Source organism: Mycobacteriales bacterium (assembly GCA_036497565.1).
GTDB lineage: Bacteria > Actinomycetota > Actinomycetes > Mycobacteriales > QHCD01 > DASXJE01.
Map to the genome: position 1 here is coordinate 1 of DASXJE010000171.1, position 17,401 is coordinate 17,401.

At 70.9% G+C, this 17,401-nt stretch carries 18 protein-coding genes; 8 read left to right on the forward strand and 10 right to left on the reverse strand.

Features of this window, described 5'->3' with window-relative positions:
• On the forward strand, positions 1–1,049 hold a 1,049-nt coding region (locus VGH85_14390; protein ID HEY2174993.1), incomplete at its 5' end, for a DUF222 domain-containing protein.
• A gap of 302 nt (positions 1,050–1,351) precedes the next feature.
• On the opposite strand, the gene VGH85_14395 is transcribed toward VGH85_14390, so the two are convergent.
• From VGH85_14395 to VGH85_14405, 3 genes are all read right to left on the reverse strand, one after another.
• Positions 1,352–2,329 carry an LLM class flavin-dependent oxidoreductase gene (locus tag VGH85_14395; GenBank protein HEY2174994.1) on the reverse strand — a complete coding sequence of 326 codons (978 nt, stop codon included), beginning with the start codon at positions 2,327–2,329 and terminating at the stop codon, positions 1,352–1,354.
• Between the two features lie 15 nt (positions 2,330–2,344).
• Positions 2,345–3,322: an EamA family transporter gene (locus VGH85_14400; GenBank protein ID HEY2174995.1), complete on the reverse strand. Its 978-nt coding sequence runs from the start codon at positions 3,320–3,322 to the stop codon at positions 2,345–2,347.
• A gap of 89 nt (positions 3,323–3,411) precedes the next feature.
• Positions 3,412–3,954 (reverse strand): CGNR zinc finger domain-containing protein, encoded by a 543-nt coding sequence (locus VGH85_14405; GenBank protein HEY2174996.1) that lies wholly within the window; start codon positions 3,952–3,954, stop codon positions 3,412–3,414.
• 97 nt (positions 3,955–4,051) lie between these two features.
• On the opposite strand from VGH85_14405, the gene VGH85_14410 reads away from it, so the two are divergent.
• Complete coding sequence (locus VGH85_14410; GenBank protein ID HEY2174997.1) at positions 4,052–5,026, forward strand: DMT family transporter; 975 nt, start codon at positions 4,052–4,054, stop codon at positions 5,024–5,026.
• A gap of 41 nt (positions 5,027–5,067) precedes the next feature.
• On the opposite strand, the gene VGH85_14415 is transcribed toward VGH85_14410, so the two are convergent.
• Positions 5,068–6,837, reverse strand: a complete 1,770-nt coding sequence (locus tag VGH85_14415; GenBank protein HEY2174998.1) for an MOSC and FAD-binding oxidoreductase domain-containing protein — start codon at positions 6,835–6,837, stop codon at positions 5,068–5,070.
• A gap of 86 nt (positions 6,838–6,923) precedes the next feature.
• On the opposite strand from VGH85_14415, the gene dinB reads away from it, so the two are divergent.
• The 4 genes from dinB to VGH85_14435 are packed head-to-tail and all read left to right on the forward strand — an operon-like array spanning position 6,924 to position 10,012.
• Positions 6,924–8,114, forward strand: a complete 1,191-nt coding sequence (dinB, locus tag VGH85_14420) for a DNA polymerase IV (protein HEY2174999.1) — start codon at positions 6,924–6,926, stop codon at positions 8,112–8,114.
• A gap of 25 nt (positions 8,115–8,139) precedes the next feature.
• The gene (locus VGH85_14425; protein ID HEY2175000.1) at positions 8,140–8,577 is read left to right on the forward strand and encodes a TIGR03618 family F420-dependent PPOX class oxidoreductase; all 438 of its coding nucleotides are present in this window, start codon (positions 8,140–8,142) and stop codon (positions 8,575–8,577) included.
• A 2-nt stretch (positions 8,578–8,579) separates the two neighbouring features.
• Positions 8,580–9,383, forward strand: coding sequence for a putative protein N(5)-glutamine methyltransferase (locus VGH85_14430; GenBank protein HEY2175001.1), 804 nt, complete (start codon positions 8,580–8,582; stop codon positions 9,381–9,383).
• Positions 9,384–9,421: 38 nt separating this feature from the next.
• Positions 9,422–10,012, forward strand: coding sequence for a TIGR03086 family metal-binding protein (locus VGH85_14435; protein ID HEY2175002.1), 591 nt, complete (start codon positions 9,422–9,424; stop codon positions 10,010–10,012).
• An 18-nt stretch (positions 10,013–10,030) separates the two neighbouring features.
• Here VGH85_14435 and VGH85_14440 read toward each other — a convergent pair whose 3' ends face one another.
• The 6 genes from VGH85_14440 to VGH85_14465 all read right to left on the reverse strand — a co-directional run bounded on the left by VGH85_14440 (position 10,031) and on the right by VGH85_14465 (position 16,009).
• The gene (locus tag VGH85_14440) at positions 10,031–10,681 is read right to left on the reverse strand and encodes a response regulator transcription factor (GenBank protein ID HEY2175003.1); all 651 of its coding nucleotides are present in this window, start codon (positions 10,679–10,681) and stop codon (positions 10,031–10,033) included.
• Positions 10,678–12,030, reverse strand: a complete 1,353-nt coding sequence (locus tag VGH85_14445) for a sensor histidine kinase (GenBank protein HEY2175004.1) — start codon at positions 12,028–12,030, stop codon at positions 10,678–10,680. Before VGH85_14445 ends, VGH85_14440 begins: the two co-directional genes overlap by 4 nt.
• Positions 12,021–12,812, reverse strand: a complete 792-nt coding sequence (locus VGH85_14450; protein ID HEY2175005.1) for an ABC transporter permease — start codon at positions 12,810–12,812, stop codon at positions 12,021–12,023. The genes VGH85_14445 and VGH85_14450 overlap by 10 nt, the downstream gene beginning before the upstream one ends.
• Entirely contained in the window at positions 12,809–13,804 is a 996-nt protein-coding gene (locus VGH85_14455; protein HEY2175006.1) for an ABC transporter ATP-binding protein, read from the reverse strand. Before VGH85_14455 ends, VGH85_14450 begins: the two co-directional genes overlap by 4 nt.
• 106 nt (positions 13,805–13,910) lie before the next feature.
• Positions 13,911–14,492 carry a hypothetical protein gene (locus VGH85_14460; GenBank protein ID HEY2175007.1) on the reverse strand — a complete coding sequence of 194 codons (582 nt, stop codon included), beginning with the start codon at positions 14,490–14,492 and terminating at the stop codon, positions 13,911–13,913.
• A gap of 53 nt (positions 14,493–14,545) precedes the next feature.
• A complete protein-coding gene (locus tag VGH85_14465) occupies positions 14,546–16,009 on the reverse strand; it encodes an MFS transporter (GenBank protein HEY2175008.1) in 1,464 nt (487 codons plus the stop codon).
• A gap of 87 nt (positions 16,010–16,096) precedes the next feature.
• Between VGH85_14465 and VGH85_14470 the strand changes: the two genes are divergently transcribed.
• Together VGH85_14470 and VGH85_14475 are read left to right on the forward strand one after the other, a co-directional pair.
• Positions 16,097–16,639: a helix-turn-helix domain-containing protein gene (locus VGH85_14470; protein HEY2175009.1), complete on the forward strand. Its 543-nt coding sequence runs from the start codon at positions 16,097–16,099 to the stop codon at positions 16,637–16,639.
• A gap of 429 nt (positions 16,640–17,068) precedes the next feature.
• Positions 17,069–17,401: hypothetical protein (locus VGH85_14475; GenBank protein HEY2175010.1), on the forward strand; the 333-nt coding region annotated here is incomplete at its 3' end.

The following is a 17,401-nucleotide window of genomic DNA, read 5'->3' on the forward strand; positions in this document are numbered from 1 at the left end:
GCCCGTCCGGGGAAACCGTGCCGGCGGCGTTGCCGGTGACGGGGGCGGCGTTGGCGGAGGGGTCGATCGAGGCGGGTCAGGCCCGGTTGATCTGCGAGACGATCCGCCGCCTCCCCGCCCGGGTCGACACTCGCACCCGCGCCCACGCGGAAGCGTTCCTCGCCGCCCAAGCCCGCGACGTGGACACGACGACGCTGGGGAAGATCGCCCGCCGGATGGTCGCCACCCTGGACCCGGACGGCGCCGCGCTCGATGACGAGGACGCCGTCCGGGCCCGGGAACTGTCGCTGAGCCGGGACCAGGACGGGATGACCCTCATCCGGGGCAGGTTGGATGCGGAGGGGGCGGCGGTGCTGCGCACCGCGCTGGACCCGTTCACCGGCCCGGCACCGTCCACCGCCGACGGACCCGACCCGAGAAGCCCGAGTCGGCGGGCGGCGGACGGCCTGATCGAGTTGGCCCGCCGCGCCCTGCAGACCGGCGACCTTCCCGAGACGGGTGGGCAACGGCCTCAGGTCACCCTCACCCTCGACTGGGAAAGTCTCCAAAAGCAGCTGGGCGCCGCCGACCTCGGCTGGGGCGGTCCGGTCACCGCCGCGACCGCGCGCCGGCTGGCCTGCGACGCCCAACTCATCCCCGTGCTGCTCGGCACCGCCGGCCAACCCCTGGACGTCGGCCGGGCCAGCCACACCATCCCCGTCGGCATCCGCCGCGCCCTCGTCGCCCGGGACCGCGGCTGCGCGTTCCCCGGCTGCGACCGCCCCGCCGCCTGGTGCGACGGACACCACATTCAGCATTGGGCCGACGGCGGACCCACCGCCATCACCAACCTGGTGCTGCTGTGCGGGCACCACCACCGCACCATCCACCACCACGGCTGGCAGGCACGCATCGTCGACGGCTTACCCGAGTTCCTGCCGCCACCCTGGATCGACCCCACCCAAACACCCCGCCGCAACCGGCTGCACCACCTCCCCGCCATGCCCGACCCACCCGACCCACCACCCACCGCACGCCGGCGCACACCCGAATTGGTCACCACCAGCTGAACGGACGGTGCAACATCGTGTGCCCTACCCGCACAAATGAGGCCCGCATGCGAGCACGGCGCACGATGATGACCAGCCCCACCGCACCTGCCGGCCGATGGCGAACATCGGACGCGCTACTCGCATATCCAGCCCTCCGATGCGAGTGCAGCGTCCGATGATGCCCACCAAACCCCGCCAGCCCACCGACGCCAGCGCGACAGCGTGCGCTACTCGCACAATCTGGCCTCCGATGCGAGTACGGCGCACGTTGATGGCCACCACCACCACCGGGGGCTGCGTAGTTCCCGCGGACAGGCGGTCTAGTTCATCGTCTGGGCGAGGAGCTCCACGGAGCGGAGTCGGGTTTCGATGCTCGGCGACTGATGGGCGACGATGAGTTCGTCGGCATCGGCGTGCTTGGCGAAGTCGTCGAGGTAGTCGGCGACTTCGGTCGGCGTACCCACGGCGGAGTAGATCATCATCTGCTGGATGCGTTGTCCCTCAGGGGATTCGAGGATCAGGTCGGCGTCCTCGTCGCTCACTCGCCGACCGCGGGCGAGGAGGGCATTGACCCGGGCTCGTTTGGCGATGTGGAACTGCCGCTCGGCTTCGGCGGTGCTGTCGGCGGCAACGACGTTCACGCCGGCGATGACATGCGGCCGATCGAGCTGCGCGGACGGGCGGAACTCCTGCCGGTAGATCGCGACGGCGTCCTGCAGCGCCGCCGGGGCGAAGTGGGAGGCGAACGCATAGGGGAGTCCGAGTACGGCGGCCAGCCGCGCACCGAACAGCGACGAGCCGAGGATGTACAGCGGCACGTTGCTGCCGCGGCCGGGCGTGGCGTTCACGCCCGCGATCCGGGTCTCGCCGGTGAGATAGCCCTGCAGTTCCAGGACGTCGTCGGGGAACCGATCGGCCGACGTCGGGTCACGCCGCAGCGCGAACATGGTGTTCTGGTCCGAGCCGGGAGCACGGCCCAACCCGAGATCGATGCGGCCCGGGTGCAGGGCCTCGAGGGTGCCGAATTGCTCGGCGATGGTCAGCGGGGCGTGATTGGGAAGCATGATCCCGCCCGCGCCCAGTCGGATGCTGCTCGTATTGGCGGCGACGTGGGCGATGAGGACGCTGGTCGCCGACGACGCGATGCTCGGCATGTTGTGGTGCTCGGCGTACCAGACCCGCCGATAGCCGGCCCCCTCGGCGAGTTGCGCCAACGCCACACTGGCGTTGAGGCTTTCGCCGGCGGTCTCCCCGTCCCGGATGGGCGCCAGGTCGAGGATGGACAGCGCGATGGTCATGGATTCGCCTTCCTGTCAGCCGTCGCTGCTCGTTCGCTCCAGCGGGGCTGGAGACTCCCGTTGCTCCCGTTCGTCGGTGGGTTTGCTCGTGTGGTGCAGGGTGAGAGCCACCGACGCGACGACCAGCACTGCACCGAGTATCTCCCGGGGTCCGAACGCCTCGTTGAGCAGTGCGGTGCCCAGGATCACGGCGACGACCGGATTGACGTAGGCATAGGTGGAAACGGTCGACACCGGCAGGTGCGCCAGTGAGTAGCCGTATGCGGTGAACGCGAGGATCGAGCCCGGCAGGATCAGCCAGATCAGCGCGAACCACGACGTCGCATGTACGTCGCCCCAGCGCACGTGGGCGAATTCACCCCCGACCGCGGCCGCGACCAGCAGGATCACGCCGCCGATGAGCATCTCGATCGCGGCGGCCACGAGCACCCGCCGCGGCAGGGGGAGCCGGTGGCCGAGCACCGAGCCGAGGCCCCAGGCGGCGGAGGCGCCGAGCACGATCAGGGCGCCGCTCAGCGGGCCGCCTTGAAGACCGCCGCCGGCGAGCACGGCGACCCCGATCAGCCCGAGCAGGAGGCCCATCGCTGCCCGCCCGCCGATGCGCTGGTGCTGGATCGGCACCGCGAACAGGATCATCCACAGCGGCACGGTTGCGACGAGGAGCGCGGCGAGTCCGGAGGGGACGGTCTGTTCCGCCACGCTGACACCGCCGTTGCCCAGTACGAGCAGGAGCAGCCCGACGACACCGCAGGCCAGCCACTGCTTCCGCCCCGGTCGGTCGACGGCACGCGTCTGCGCGTCACCGGTCCGGATCGCGACCGGGTAGAGCAGCGCACCCGCGATGAGATAGCGGATTCCGGCCATGATCCCGGGCGGGAGGTCGCGGACGCCGACGCGGATGGCGAGGTACGTCGACCCCCACACCAGATAGACGACGACCAGCGCCGACCACGCCAGCACGACGCCCCGGTTCAGGTCTCGGTAGCGAATCATGTGCTCCACGGTTCTCGATCGGGTGCGGCCCTGCGATGGGCAAGGCCGACAGTCGACATGAAATTCCTGCCAGAAAGGCAAGTGGGCAATCAGGTCCTGCGGCCGACCTGACGCGCGCGGAAGGCCGCCACATTCGTCCGGTTGGCGCACGACGTGCTGCAGAAGCGCCGGGACCGGTTCTTGGACAGGTCGACCAGGACGTCGTGACAATCGTCGGCGGCACAGGTCTGCAGCCGGCTCAACTCCTTCTGCCGAATGACGTCGACGAGCGCCATCGCCGCCTCGACCGCCATCCGCTCGGCGAGCGGGGCGTCCGCGGAAGTCGCGTGCAGGTGGTAGTCCCAGTCGTCGTGGGTGACCAGCTGCGGCAGGGCGCGCGACTGGCGGAGCAGCTGGTTGACCAGCTCGACCGCGTCGTGTTCGTCGAGGTCCCACAGTCGCCGCAGCCGTGGCCGCAGGGCGCGCACCGCGTCCAGTTCGCGCTGGTCCCGACGGTGGGTGCCGGTCCACCCCCAGGTCTCGACGAACTCGTCGAGGGCGGCGACGTCCGGGAGCTCGTCGGGCTCCTGGGCGGTGTTCACCAGCGCCGTGGCGGCCAGGAGCGCCACCTCGGTGTCATGGGCAAAAAGCACCTTGACTCCTTTCGGCACGGGTCGCTACGGTGTGGTCAGGGTAATGAGTGTAGGTCAGGTTGATGCTTACAGCCAGCGACTAATGGGAGGGTCGGTCATGCAGCAGCGGGCGGGTGGTGCCGGTCTGGCGCTCGCGATCCTGTCGGCCGCGACGTTCGGCACGTCCGGAACGTTCGCGGCGTCGCTGCTCGACGCCGGGTGGAGCCCCGGTGCCGCCGTCACCGCCCGGATCACGGTGGCCGCGCTCGTCCTGACCGTCCCGGCCGTCGTGGCACTGCGCGGTCGGTGGTCACTACTGCTCCGCAGCGCCAAGACGATCGCCGCCTACGGTCTGGTGGCGGTCGCCGGGTGTCAGCTCTTCTACTTCAACGCCGTCGCCCACCTGTCGGTGGGGGTGGCACTGCTGCTCGAATACCTCGGCACGATCGTGGTCGTCGGCTGGCTGTGGATGCGGCACGGACAGCGGCCGCGCCGGCTGACCGTCATCGGCGGAGTGATCGCGATCCTGGGACTGGTGCTGATTCTCGATCTGGCCGGCGCGCACCGCCTCGATCCCATCGGTGTGCTGTGGGGGCTGGGCGCCGCGTTCGGGCTGGCCGTCTACTTCGTGCTGTCCGCCCACGCCGACGAGCCGGCGCCGCCGCTGGTGGTGGCGTGGGGAGGCATGAGCATCGGTGCGGTCGCGCTGATCGTGCTCGGCGCCATCGGCATCCTGCCCATGCGCGCGCCGCTCACCGACGTCACGCTGATTCATCACCGGGTGAGCTGGCTGGTCCCGTTGCTGGGACTTTCGCTGGTCGCCGCGGTCATCGCCTACGTCGCCGGGATCGCGGCCGCACGGCGGCTCGGCGCCAAGCTGGCCTCCTTCGTCGGGCTGACGGAGGTGGTCTGCGCGGTGCTCTTTGCGTGGCTCCTGCTCGGCCAGGTGCCGGCGGCCGTGCAGTTCGCCGGCGGCGCGCTCATCGTCCTGGGTGTCGTCTTCGTGCGGCTCGACGAACTCCGCACCCCGTCCGCCCCCTCCCATGATCAAGAGGGGATTCGTACGGCGTTTCGTGCCGAAATCCCCTCTTGATCACCGGAGAGGGGGGCGGCGGCCGGCGGCGGACGGCCGCGCTAGAGGTCGAGGACGACCTCGGAGGTCGGCTGTGAGCAGCAGATGAGTAGGCGGCCCTGCGCCGGCGCATCGATCGGATCGGGGGAGTAGGCGATCTCGCCGGCGAGCAGGTTGCTCTCGCAGTTGTGGCAGACGCCGGTCCGGCACGACCAGCGGACCGGGACGTCACAGGCCTCGGCCAGCTCCAGCAGGCTGGCGTAGCCCGTGTCGAAGTGGGTGCTTACGCCGCTGCGGGCGAACGACACGAGCGGGCCGGTCCCCGGTGCCCCGGCTGGTTCGTGCGGTGGCCGCGCGGGAGTCTGCACGATCCCCGGCTCGAGACCCGGCGCCGCGCCGAAGATTTCGGTGCGGACGCGTTGCGGAGGGACACCCATCGACGCCAACCCGGCCGAGAGCTCCTCGAGAAAGCCGGACGGGCCACACAGGTAGTGCTCGGCGTCGCGGGGCAGATCGAGGTCGGTCATCGCTTCCGCGGTGAGCCGGCCGGCCGCGTCGTAATCCGCGCCGAGGCGGTCATCCGGTCCGGGCCTGCTATAGCGGACGGAGCGGTGGGCATGCGGCAGACCGGCGAGCAGGTCGTCGACGAGTCCGGCGAACGGATGTTCGGCACGGTCGCGTGCCCCGTGCAGCCACCACACGTCGCGATCGGAGTGCTCGGCGGCGAGGGCTTCCAGCATCGCCAAGACGGGTGTGGCGCCGATTCCTGCGCTCCACAACACGACCGGTCCGGTGCCCGGATGCAGGATGAAGCCGCCGCGCGGAGCCGCGACATCGATCGTCTCGCCGACCCGGTCCCGGTCGACGAGATACCGACTGCCCACTCCCTGGTCCTCGCGTTTGACGCTGATCTGCAACCGGCGTTGCTCAGGAGGATGGGACAGCGAATAGCTGCGGAGCACCGGTGGACCGTCCGGGTCGGGCCGCAGCCGCACCGTGACGAACTGCCCGGGCAACCCGGCGGCGCCGTTCGACTCGTGGTCCGGTGGGTCGGCGGCGTCGAGTTCGAGGACGAACGACCACACGGTCGCGCTCTCCTGGCGTCGTTCGACGATGCGCGCGGACCGGAAGCTCGGCCAGGCGGGTGGCGGACCCGCGTTCGCGGTGAGGCCGGCGTTGCCTCCGCCCGGTGGCGCGTCGAGCAGTGCCTGGAACGACGCCTGCCAGCCGGGGCTGAGTGCCGGGATCCGCAGCGCCCGTTGCAGGGCCGGTCGCGGATGCTGCGGCCGGTAGAGCAGCGCATTCGCCTCGGCGACCGTCATGTGCTCCGGGCCGTCGGCGACCTTCACCATTTCCTGCCCGGCCTCGACGAGCCCCTCCTCGAGTACGCGGAGGTAGAAGCCGGTCCGGCCGCTACTGGTCAGCAGAGCCGCCATCCGCGGCTCGTCCATGCGGATGCCGACCCGGTAACAGGTGACCCGCGGCTGGGTCACCTCGACGACGGCGCCCCCGACGCGGTAGCGGTCGCCGATACAGACCTCGTCGTCGGCCAGCCCGGTGACGGTGAAGTTCTCCCCGAACTGTCCGTGGACGAAATCGTCGCGGCCCATCCGGTCGGCCCAGTAGTCGTAGGAGTCGAGTTGGTAGACGTAGATCGCGCGGAACTCACCACCGTGCCCGTCCAGGTCGCCCTGCCCGTCCCCGTCGATGTTGAGCCGACGGGCCATGTGACTGCCCTCGACGGAGGACTTCCAGACCCCGGTGTGCACCGTCTTGCCGTGCCAGGCCACATCCCGGGGAAGGCCGACGTTGACCGACACCAGCGTGGCCATGTCGATAAGTCTGCATTCCGCGGCCCGGCGCCGTCGACCAGACGGAAGTTCTGGCGCTCATTCGAACATATGTGCGATCATGGGCCGTGTCCGACGGGCCGGGAATCCTGCACGCTGACCTCGACGCGTTCTACGCGTCGGTCGAGCAGCGCGACAACCCCCGGCTGCGAGGCCGGCCGGTGATCGTCGGCGCGGGGGTGGTGCTCGCCGCCAGCTACGAGGCGAAGGCCAGGGGCGTGTGTACGGCGATGGGCGGTCGTCAGGCTCGCGCGCTCTGCCCGGACGCGGTCGTCGTCCCGCCGCGCATGAAGGCGTACTCCGCGGCGAGCAAGGCGGTGTTCGCGGTGTTCGACGACACGAGTCCGGTGGTGGAGCCCATCTCCATCGACGAGGCGTTCCTCGACGTCCACGGACTGCGGCACATCCGGGGTCCGGCGCCGGAGGTCGCCGCCCGGCTGCGCGAAGCGGTCCGCGACCGGGTCGGGCTCGCGATCACGGTCGGCGTCGCGCGCACGAAGTTCCTCGCCAAGGTCGCCAGCGGCGTGGCCAAGCCGGACGGGCTGCTCGTCGTACCCCTCGACGGCGAGTTGGCGTTCCTGCACCCGCTGCCGGTCCAGCGGCTGTGGGGCGTCGGACGGGTCACGGCGGAGAAGCTCTACGCCTTGGGCATCGTCACCGTGGCGCAGGTGGCCGCGCTCGAGGAGCGCACCCTCGTCTCGATGCTCGGCCCCGCGTCGGGCCGCCACCTGCACGCCCTGGCCCACAACCGCGACCCGCGACCGGTCGTCGTCGGCCGCCGGCGGCGCTCGATCGGCTCGCAGTCCGCGCTCGGCCAACGCGGTCTCTCGCGCGACGACCTCGAGGCCCGGCTGATCACCCTGGTCGACCGGGTGTGTCGGCGGCTGCGGTCCGCCGACCGGGTGTGCCGCACGGTCGTGCTGCGGCTGCGCTTCTCCGACTTCACCCGCGCGACCCGCTCCCACACCCTGCCCGCGCCGACCGCGGACACGGCCGTCGTACTCGCCGCGCTGCAAACGCTCCTGCACAGCAACGCCGGCCTGATCCGGGAGCGGGGGATCACCCTCATCGGCATCGCGCTGGCCAACCTCGACAACTCCGATGCCGTGCAGCTCGAGTTGCCGTTCGACCGACCCGACACGGTCAGCCTCGACCGGGCGGTCGACCTCGTCCGCGACCGTTACGGCAGCACGTCGATCACCCGCGGCGTACTGCTCGGCAAGCGGGAGCCGCTGAGCGTGCCGCTTCTGCCGGACTGAGCATCGGGCGTGGCAAGCTGGTCAGGTGACGACACTCGCCGAAGCCGCCGATCTCGGTCGGCGCGAGAACGGGCTGGCCGTAATCTCCACATCCCGCGCCGACGGCACGATCCAGTCGTCGGTCGTCAACGCCGGCGTGCTTGCGCACCCGCTGACGGGTGAGCAGGTGTTGGGGTTCGTCACCTACGGCAAGGTGAAGCTCGCCAACCTGCGGCAGCGGCCGCAGCTCGCGGCGACGTTCCGGGCCGGCTGGCAATGGGCGACCGTCGAGGGAAGCGCGCAGCTGTTCGGACCCGACGACCCGCATCCGGAGGTCGACGACGACGGGCGGCGACTGCTGCTGCGTGCGGTCTTCGTCGGCGCCGGCGGCACCCACGACGACTGGGACGAGTACGACCGGGTCATGGCCGAGCAGGGCCGCACCGCGGTGCTGGTGACGCCGACCAGGGTCTACAGCAACTGACCATGCCGGCCGACCCATCCGCACAGCCGCAGTCGGCGGTCGTCGCCCGGCTCCGGGCCGCCGGCTGTGTCTTCGCCGAGGACGAGGCGCGGCTGCTGATCTCCGCGGCCCGCACGCCGGCCGACCTCGACGCCATGGTCGAGCGGCGGTCAGCGGGCCTGCCGCTCGAGCAGATCCTCGGCTGGGCCGAGTTCTGCGGCCTGCGCATCGCCATAGAGCCCGGAGTCTTCGTCCCGCGCCGCCGCACCGAGTTCCTCGTGCAGCAGGCCGCCGCGCTCGCCGGTCCGGGCACCGACGCCCGACCCACCGTCGTCGTCGACCTGTGCTGCGGCTCGGGCGCGGTCGGCGTCGCGTTGCTCGCGGCACTCGACCGGGTCGAGTTGTACGCCGTAGACGTCGACCCCGCCGAGGTGCGGTGCGCCCGCCGCAACGTCGGTGACCGCGGCCGGGTCTACGAGGGTGACCTCTTCGAGCCGCTCCCCGCCGCGCTCCGGGGGCGCATCGACATCCTGGTCGCCAACGCCCCCTACGTGCCCACCGGCTCGGTCGCGCTGATGCCACCCGAGGCCCGCGTGCACGAACCGCCGGTGGCGCTCGATGGGGGCGTGGACGGTCTCGACGTCCTGCGGCGGGTGATCGCCGACGCGCCTCGCTGGCTGGCCCCCGGCGGCCACCTGCTCTTCGAGACCGGCGAAGGCCAGGCGGGCGACGCCGCCGCGGCCGTCGCGGCCAGCGGGCTGATCCCGCGGGTGGCCGGCTCGGACGAACTGAGCGCCACCGTCGTGATCGGCGCCAACGCCATGTAGGGATTACACCTGATCTGCAACAGAAGGAGTCTGCTGCCATGAGCGATGTGCTGGACGGCGATCGACGCGCTGTCGAGACCACGGTCGGGATCGTCGGCAAGGTTGGTCGCGACGACCTCGATCGGCCGACGCCGTGCGCCGGCTGGACTCTCGGCACGCTGCTTGCCCACATGATCGGCCAGCACTACGGATTCGCCGCCGCCGCGGAGGGCCACAGTCAGGATCCGGCCGTCTTCGCCGACCGGCCGGTGGGGGACCGGGCGGCCGCGGACTACGAGGCGTCGGCCCGCCGGGTGATCGAGGCGTTCAGCACGCCCGGACTGCTCGAGGGCACCATGTATCTGCCCGAGGTTCGCGGCGGCATGAGCCTGCCTGCCACGACGGCGATCGGCTTCCACCTCGTCGACTACGTGGCCCACGGCTGGGACGTCGCGAAGTCGCTCGGCATCGCGGCCGACTTCGCCCCAGACGTCGTGCAGGCGGCGCTCACCGTCGCCGAGGGGGTTCCCGAGGAGGCGAAGGGCTCCGACGCACGGCTGCCGTTCCGCCCGAGCGTGCCGACCTCGAGCACCGACCTGCTCGACCGCGTCGTCGCCACGTTGGGCCGCGACCCCGACTGGACGCCATAGCGTCCGGGACCGCCTCCGTCAGCGCAGCAGGCCGAGCCGGTGCGCGGCGTCGACCGCCGCCGCGCGGTCGCGGACGTCGAGTTTGGCGTAGAGGTGCAGCAGGTGCGTCTTGACCGTCGTCTCGCTGACGAAGAGCGCGGCCGCCGCCTCCCGGTTGGTCTTTCCGGCCGCGACAAGTCGCAGCACCTGGACCTCGCGCGGACTCAGTGTCGGCCGTTCCGGCGCTGCCTCGACCGAACCCACCTGCGTCATCAGCGTGCCGGCGACCGACGGCGACAGCACCGCCTCTCCGCGATGCGCTGACCGCACGGCCCGGATCAGCTCCGAGCTCGGGGCGTCCTTGAGCAGGTATCCGGTCGCCCCGGCCTGCACGGCGGGAAGTACGTCGCTGTCGGAGTCGTAGGTGGTCAGCACCAGTACCCGCGCCCGCACCGAGCGTTCCCGCAACGACCGGATCGCGTCCACCCCGCCGACGCCGGGCATCCGCAGATCCATCAGTACGACGTCCGGGTCGAGGGCCAGCGCCATCGACAGTGCGGTGGATCCGTCACCCGCCTCGCCCACAACCTCCAGTCCGTCGGTGGCCTCGAAGATGCCGCGTAGGCCGTCACGCACCACCGGATGATCGTCGACGATCAGCAGCCGGATGACGTCGTCGGTCGATGTCATCGGCGCTGATCTCCTCGTCCGAAGGGCACCCGGGCGACGAGTGCCGTGCCTTCACCGGGCTCGCTCTCGATCTGCAGTTCGCCGCCGGCTCGGGCCAGCCGTTCCCGCATCGTGTGCAGCCCGACCGAATGGCCACCGCCGGACCGCGCTACGTCAAGCGGGGAGAAGCCGATTCCGTCGTCGCGGACATCGATGAGCAACTCGTTCTCCAGATAGGACAGCGTCAGTCCTACCTTCGTGGCGCGGGCGTGCTTGCCGACGTTCGCGAGGCCCTCTTGCGCCGCCCGCAACGCAGCGATCTCCCGATCGGCATCGAGCGGGACGACGGTTCCGGTGACATCGAGCCTCACCGGTACGCCGGAGAGCGCGGACCACTGTGCCGCGGTCTCGGAGACCGCCTCCGGCAGCCGGGATCCGACCAGAGGCTCCGGCCGGAGCGCGTGCAGCGAACGGCGGGCGTCGGCCAGTCCGCTGCGCGCCAGGCCGATCGCCGCCGTCACGTGCCGGGGATCGTCCCGGCGGACCTCGCCGGCACCGCCGGCCGCCTCGAGCTGGGTGATGATCCCGGTGAGCGCCTGCGCCAGGGTGTCGTGGATCTCGCCGGCCAGCCGGGCCCGCTCGTCGAGCACTCCGGCCTCGCGTGCCTGGGTGACCAGTTGGTTCTGCAGCCCGCGGTTCTCGCGGAGCGCGTCCGCCAGGCGCTCGTTGGTCTCGACCAGGTCGGCCATCATCCGGTCGCGTTCGCTCTGCTGGTCGATCCGGCGAAGGGTGGAGATCCCGATCGCCCCGACCAGCGCGATGCTGCCCGCGACGAGGATGAAGTAGAGCACCCAGGTCCCGACACTGGTCGGCGGCCCGCCGAGGTAGGAGGTAGCCGCGACAAGGGCGGTCCCACCGATCGCGAGCAGCCCGCTCGGCATCGCGAAGTACGCGATCGCCTCCGGGTAGCCGAACCACGCATACACGCCGAACCACGGATTGATGACCACCAGAGCCGCAGTGAGGACCAGCCGCACCACGAAATAGATGGCGAGGCGGCGGGTGGAAAGTGACGCGGCGTCCTTCCGCCGGCGGAGCATCAGGAACGTCCACCCCGCGGCGACGACGGATACGCCCGCCGCGGCACCGAACCGCCATCCCGGCGTGCCGTCGGTCATGTCGGAGATGCCGGCGAGCAACAGCGAGGCGGTGATCAGCGCGTAGGGCAGCGGGCGCATCCAGCCGAGCAGGACGGGCCGGCCCTGGCCCATCCGCAGTTTCTGTACGGATGGGCCGGAGCCGGCCTGGCGAATACTCACGTCGGTCATGGTCGCACCGTCGTCCAGTTCCACCCGGTCGGTCACTCCCACCGGAAGAACCGGACCGCCAGCGCGCAGAAGACCACCGCGTAGGCGAGCAGGGTCCCGAGCGCCGACAGCGGCGGGAAGTGGCCTCCCGCCGCCGCGGTCATCGCCCGTACGCCGGCACCCAGCGGGCTGTAGTCACTGACGGTGGCGAGCGCGTGGGGCATCGCCGCAAGTGGCAGCCAGAGCCCGGCGGTGAACAGCAGCGGGAAGGTCAGGATGCCGCCGACCCCGTTCGCGATCTTGCCGGACGGCGAGAGCGCCGCGATCAGGACACCGAGTCCCAGCATCGCGACCGCGGTGAGCAGGTAGGCCAGGATCCAGCCGGCCAGCTGATGGGGCAGCGCCAGGCCGGAGCCGATCGTGCCCACCGCGAGGATCACGGCCGCCACCGCGGCGGCTCCGACCAGATGGATCGTGAGCAGGACGAAGAGCAGCCGGGCGGGCGGCATCGGGGTGGCCTGCAGCCGACGCAGGACGCCGCGTTCCCGGTAGGAGCCGAGGATCGGCGGCAGTCCGTTGATCGCGAGGATCGTCAGCGAGAAGACGATGATGATCGGCTGGTAGGTGGCCAGGTAGCTGGCGCCGCCGAGTCCCGCCTCGGGGTGGCGGAGTGCGCTGATCCGGCTGATGGCGACGAACGCGATCAGCGGCACCACCAGTCCCCAGAGCAGTCCCACGGGGTCGCGGAGAATCAGGCGGGTCTCGTTGCGCAGCACGGCGCGGGTCGGGTGGCCGGCCCGGCGCCCGACGGCGGGGCGGTCCGATACGGCGATGAGGCTGGTCATGTCGAAGCTCCTGATCGGACGGAGGTCTCGGTGTCGAGGGATTCGGTCGTAGGTCGGCCGGACGGTTCACCCCGCCCGGTGAGTGCGATGAAGGCGTCGTCCAGGTCGGCCTGGTGCACCCGCAGGTCGTGGGCGACGATGCCGGCGCGGCCGAGTCGTGCGGTCACCGCCTGCAACACCTCGCCCTGACCCGTGATGGTCACGGTGGCGCCGGCCCGGGTGAGCGACGTCACCTCGGGGAGCTCGGTCAGCAGCGAATCGGGGAACGGCTTGGCCGGCCGGAACTTGATACGGGACCGGCCGGTCGCCTGCTCGATCAGTTCCGACGTGGTTCCTCCGGCGACGACCCGGCCGCGGTCGATGACGGCCAGCCGGTCGCAGAGGTATTCGGCCTCCTCCATGAAGTGGGTGACGAGCACCACCGTCGCGCCGCGGTCCCGGATCCCGGCGATCAGGTCCCACGTGTCGCGGCGGGCCTGCGGGTCGAGTCCGGTGGTCAGCTCGTCGAGTACGGCGATCCGCGGCCGGCCGATGAGAGCGAGCGCGATGGCGAGCCGCTGCTGCTGGCCGCCCGAGAGCTTCCCGTAGCGCAGCCGTCTGGTCGCCGACAGGCCCAGCTGGTCGAGTAGCTCGTCGCCGTCCACCGGGTCGTCGTAGAACGACCGGTAGAGCTCGATGGCCTCGCCGACCCGGATCTTCTCCGGCAGTTGCGAGGTCTGCAGCTGGACGCCGACCGCCTCGGTGAATGCGGTCCGGTCGGTTCGCGGGTCGAGGCCGAGCACGCTGATCCGGCCGGAGTCGGGACGGCGTAGCCCCATCAGGGATTCGACCGTCGTGGTCTTCCCGGCGCCGTTCGGCCCGAGGATGCCGAAGATCTCCCCGGGCTGCACCTCGAAGGAGACGTCGTCCACGGCGACGATGTCGCCGTAGGTCTTGCGCAGATGCTGCACGCTGATGGCGGCAGCGCCCGTGTCGGGCGAGGTTCTTGTCATGGCATCGAGACTGCCGCGGGTCAATGGCTCGGCACATCGGATGGTCGGGCGCGATCGGCTTGCCGTCAGGTGGACGGCGCATCCTCCGATCGGAGGATGCCGCCGGCTAGTCGCCCGAGGTGGGGCAGCGGGTGCCGACCGAGACATGCACGGTGCGGCTCGACGTGGCGGTCTTCACGACGATCGGCACGCAGGCCGGTCGGGCGACCCAGAAGCCGCCCGGGTAGACCAACCACTTCCCGTGCGCGCCGACGGGCGTGCAGCCGCGCACCTGCAGGTGGTCGGTGATCTGCCGCGGTCCGTCGTTGCCCCAGTCGACAGCGGCCCGGCTCTGCCATGCCCGGGGTATGACGAGCTCGAACGGCTTGCCGACGCGCACGACCAGAGCCGTCTTCGCGAAGAGCGCCCAGCGGGGGTCCGACTGACCGGACGACGAGGCCTGCAGCGTGTGATCGGTATCGACGGCGACCACCCCGGACACGGAGTGCATGCTCGGCTCGAGCCGATTGAGGGCGTCGATCGGACCCTCGCACGTCATTGCATCGGCCCCGGCGATCGGTGCCGCGTGCGTCGCCGGCACCGGCCGGACGGTGGTTGCGTCGGGGTGCCCGGTGCAGGCCACGGTCGTTCCCACGGCGAGCGCGAGTCCGAGTACGCCGGTCACCGTCCGCAGGGCGAGACGTGCCACCGCGCAAGTATGGACGCGCACCTATCGTTTTCGGGGTTGATGCGCGGCCGTCGTCACGGCGTAACGGTCGAGCCGTCCCGACGGTGCAGGAGTAGGACGACCGCGGCGCCGACGACGCAGAGCGCCGCGGTCAGCAGCGCGGCATGATTCCCGCCCGCGGCGAACGCCTGTGCCGTAGACGATCCCGGGTCGGCAGCCGTACTCACCGACACGACCACGGCGACACCGAGGGCCGAACCGACGTAGCGGGCGGTGTTGTTGGCGCCGGAGCCCATCGCCGCGCGGCCTGCGGGGACGCTGCTCACGGAAAGTTGGGCGAGGGCCGCGTTCACCACCCCGGTGCCGATGCCTGCGACCGCCAGACCCGGCACCAGGTGGGCGAACCCGCCGCCGGCGCGCAGTCCGTAGAGCGCGACCTCGCCGAGTCCGGTGAGCAGCAGACCGGCGGCGACCAGGCCCGCGGCCGGCAGCCGGCCGGCCAGTCGCCGGGTCTGCAGGGCGGACACCACCGAAAGTCCGGACCAGACCGCGAGGATCAGGCCGGTGTCCAGCGGGGTCATGCCGATCGTCACCTGCAGCAGCGTGGGCACGAAGCTCATCAGTGAGACGACCGCGAGCCCCGTCACGAAGGCCCCGGTGCACGCGGCGAGGAACGCGCTGTTGCGCAGCAACGTCGGGTCGAGCATCGGTTCGGCGACGTACTTCTCGATCCGCCAGAAGAGCGCGGTCATGGTCAGCCCGGCGAGCACCAGTACGACGACCGGCCACCGGGCCCAGCCGTCGCGTCCCTCGCCGAAACCCGCGACCAGGCAGGCGATCCCGATGCCGAGCACGACCGCACCGTAGATGTCCAGGGCACGCGGGTGCGGGGCGCGTGACTCGGGTACGCCGCCGACGACCAACGCCAGCACCACGCCGGACAGGATCGCCAGGCCCCAGTAGATCGCGCGCCAGCCTGCAGCGTCGGACAGCACCGCTGCGTAGACCGGGCCGAGGGCGATGCCCGCGCCGACCATCGCGCCCCAGATGCCGGTGGCGCGGATCCGGTGCAGACCGGCCGGATACGCGGCCGCGATCAGGCCGAGTCCGGCGGTCAGCAGCGCCGCGCTCGCGACGCCCTGCAGGACCCGACCGGCAAGGAATGCCGCAGTGTCCGGAGCGGCCGCCGCCAGCACGGAGGACATCGCGAGGAGCACCGCGCCGGCGCCGAACACCCGCCGCCGGCCGCGCGCGTCGGCCAGGCTCCCGGCGGTGAGCAGCAATGCGGCAAGGCCGACCGGCGTACCCGTGAACATCCAGATCTGCGCGACGGAACCGGCGTGCAGTCCGGCGGCGGTGGCCGCGAGCGTGGTGGTCGGTGCGGTGAAGGTCATCAGCGCCACCAGGGTGCCGAGGCTCACGGCGATCAGGGTGGCCCGGGAGCCGGCGAATGGCTGGTCCGGGCCGATCTGCGCATCGAAGCCACTTGCGGCGGGCTCGGACAGCTGGCTTCCGGTGGTCGTCGGCTGTGCGGTCATCGCGGCAACCCCTGTAGGTCTGATGAACGAACCCACAGACGGTAGCACAGCAGGTCTGCTCATTGAACTTATTGCTACACTGGCGAGATGGCGCTGGGAACCGATTACGCACTGCAGGACTGCTCGCTGGCGCGCGCTCTCGAGGTCCTGGGGGAGCGGTGGAGCCTGCTGATCGTCCGGGACGCCTTCTACGGCGTACGCCGGTTCAACGACTTCCTCACCCACCTCGACATTCCGCGGGCGGTGCTCACCGCGCGGCTGGCGTCGCTCACCGAGGCCGGGGTGCTGCGCCGGACGCCGTACCAGCAAGCGCCGGTGCGATATGACTACGTGCTCACCGATGCCGGACGGGAGCTGTGGCCGGCCGTGCACGGGCTCGCCCGCTGGGGCGAGCGGCACGCCACGACGAGCGGCCCGTCGCGCACCTTCCACCACGCTGTCTGCGGCACCCGGCTCGACATGAGCAGCGCGTGCCCGGCCTGCGGTCGGGTGGTGGCGGTCGAGGACATCGAGATGCGGCCGGCCGCCGGCCACAAACGCGCGGTCCGCGATGACGCGGTCGCTCGTTCGCTGCGGGCGCCGCACCGGCTGCTGCAGCCGGTCGGAGCGGCGGCACCGGCCGACGCCTAGGGATCGAGATCGTTACTCGGCTCCGACAGTTCTGCCATCGCTACGCATTTCGTCTGGTCTGAACCGTGAGCCCACCACCCGCTGATCGCGGGGTCGGTGGGGACGACGGGGCAGCTGCGTCGGCCGGGTTCGGGATGGTCATCGCCGCGTCACCAAGACGTAACCCTCTGTGTGCCCTGGCCCCCGCCGATGTATCAACGCATCAACGATCGTGCTCCCATTGGCGGAAGCCTCGTGACTGAACGGCGTCAATTTGTGGACTTGTCTGCGGACAGGCAACGACTTTTCTTACATTCTCGGCGACATGACACGACTCGATCCATATGTGATCGGGAGTAATGGGGGTTGGTAATGCGGCTGGCTCTGGCTCGGCGTTCGCGCCCGCAGATCGGTACTTCGTTTTCGCCAGGTTTTCGAAGGGGACGTCGGATGAGGGTCAGGCTTGTCGGTGCAGTTGCGGCGGCAGTCGTCGCGGCCGGAGTAGGGATCGCCGCTCCGGCCGGTGCGGCGGCCGGCGGGCCACCCGGTGGGGTGCCCGCGTCGTGGACGCCGCAGATCGCGACCAGCGGCACGGACGGCTCGGTCGAGCAGATCCGTCATCTGGCGCAGTGCGGCAGCACGATGTACGCCGTAGGAAGGTTCACCCAGGTGAAGAAGGGCAGTGCCACCGTCACGCGCAACAACGTGTTCTCCTTCAGCGCGACGAACGGGACGATCACCTCCTGGAACCCGAACGTCAACGGCCAGGTGGACACCATCGTC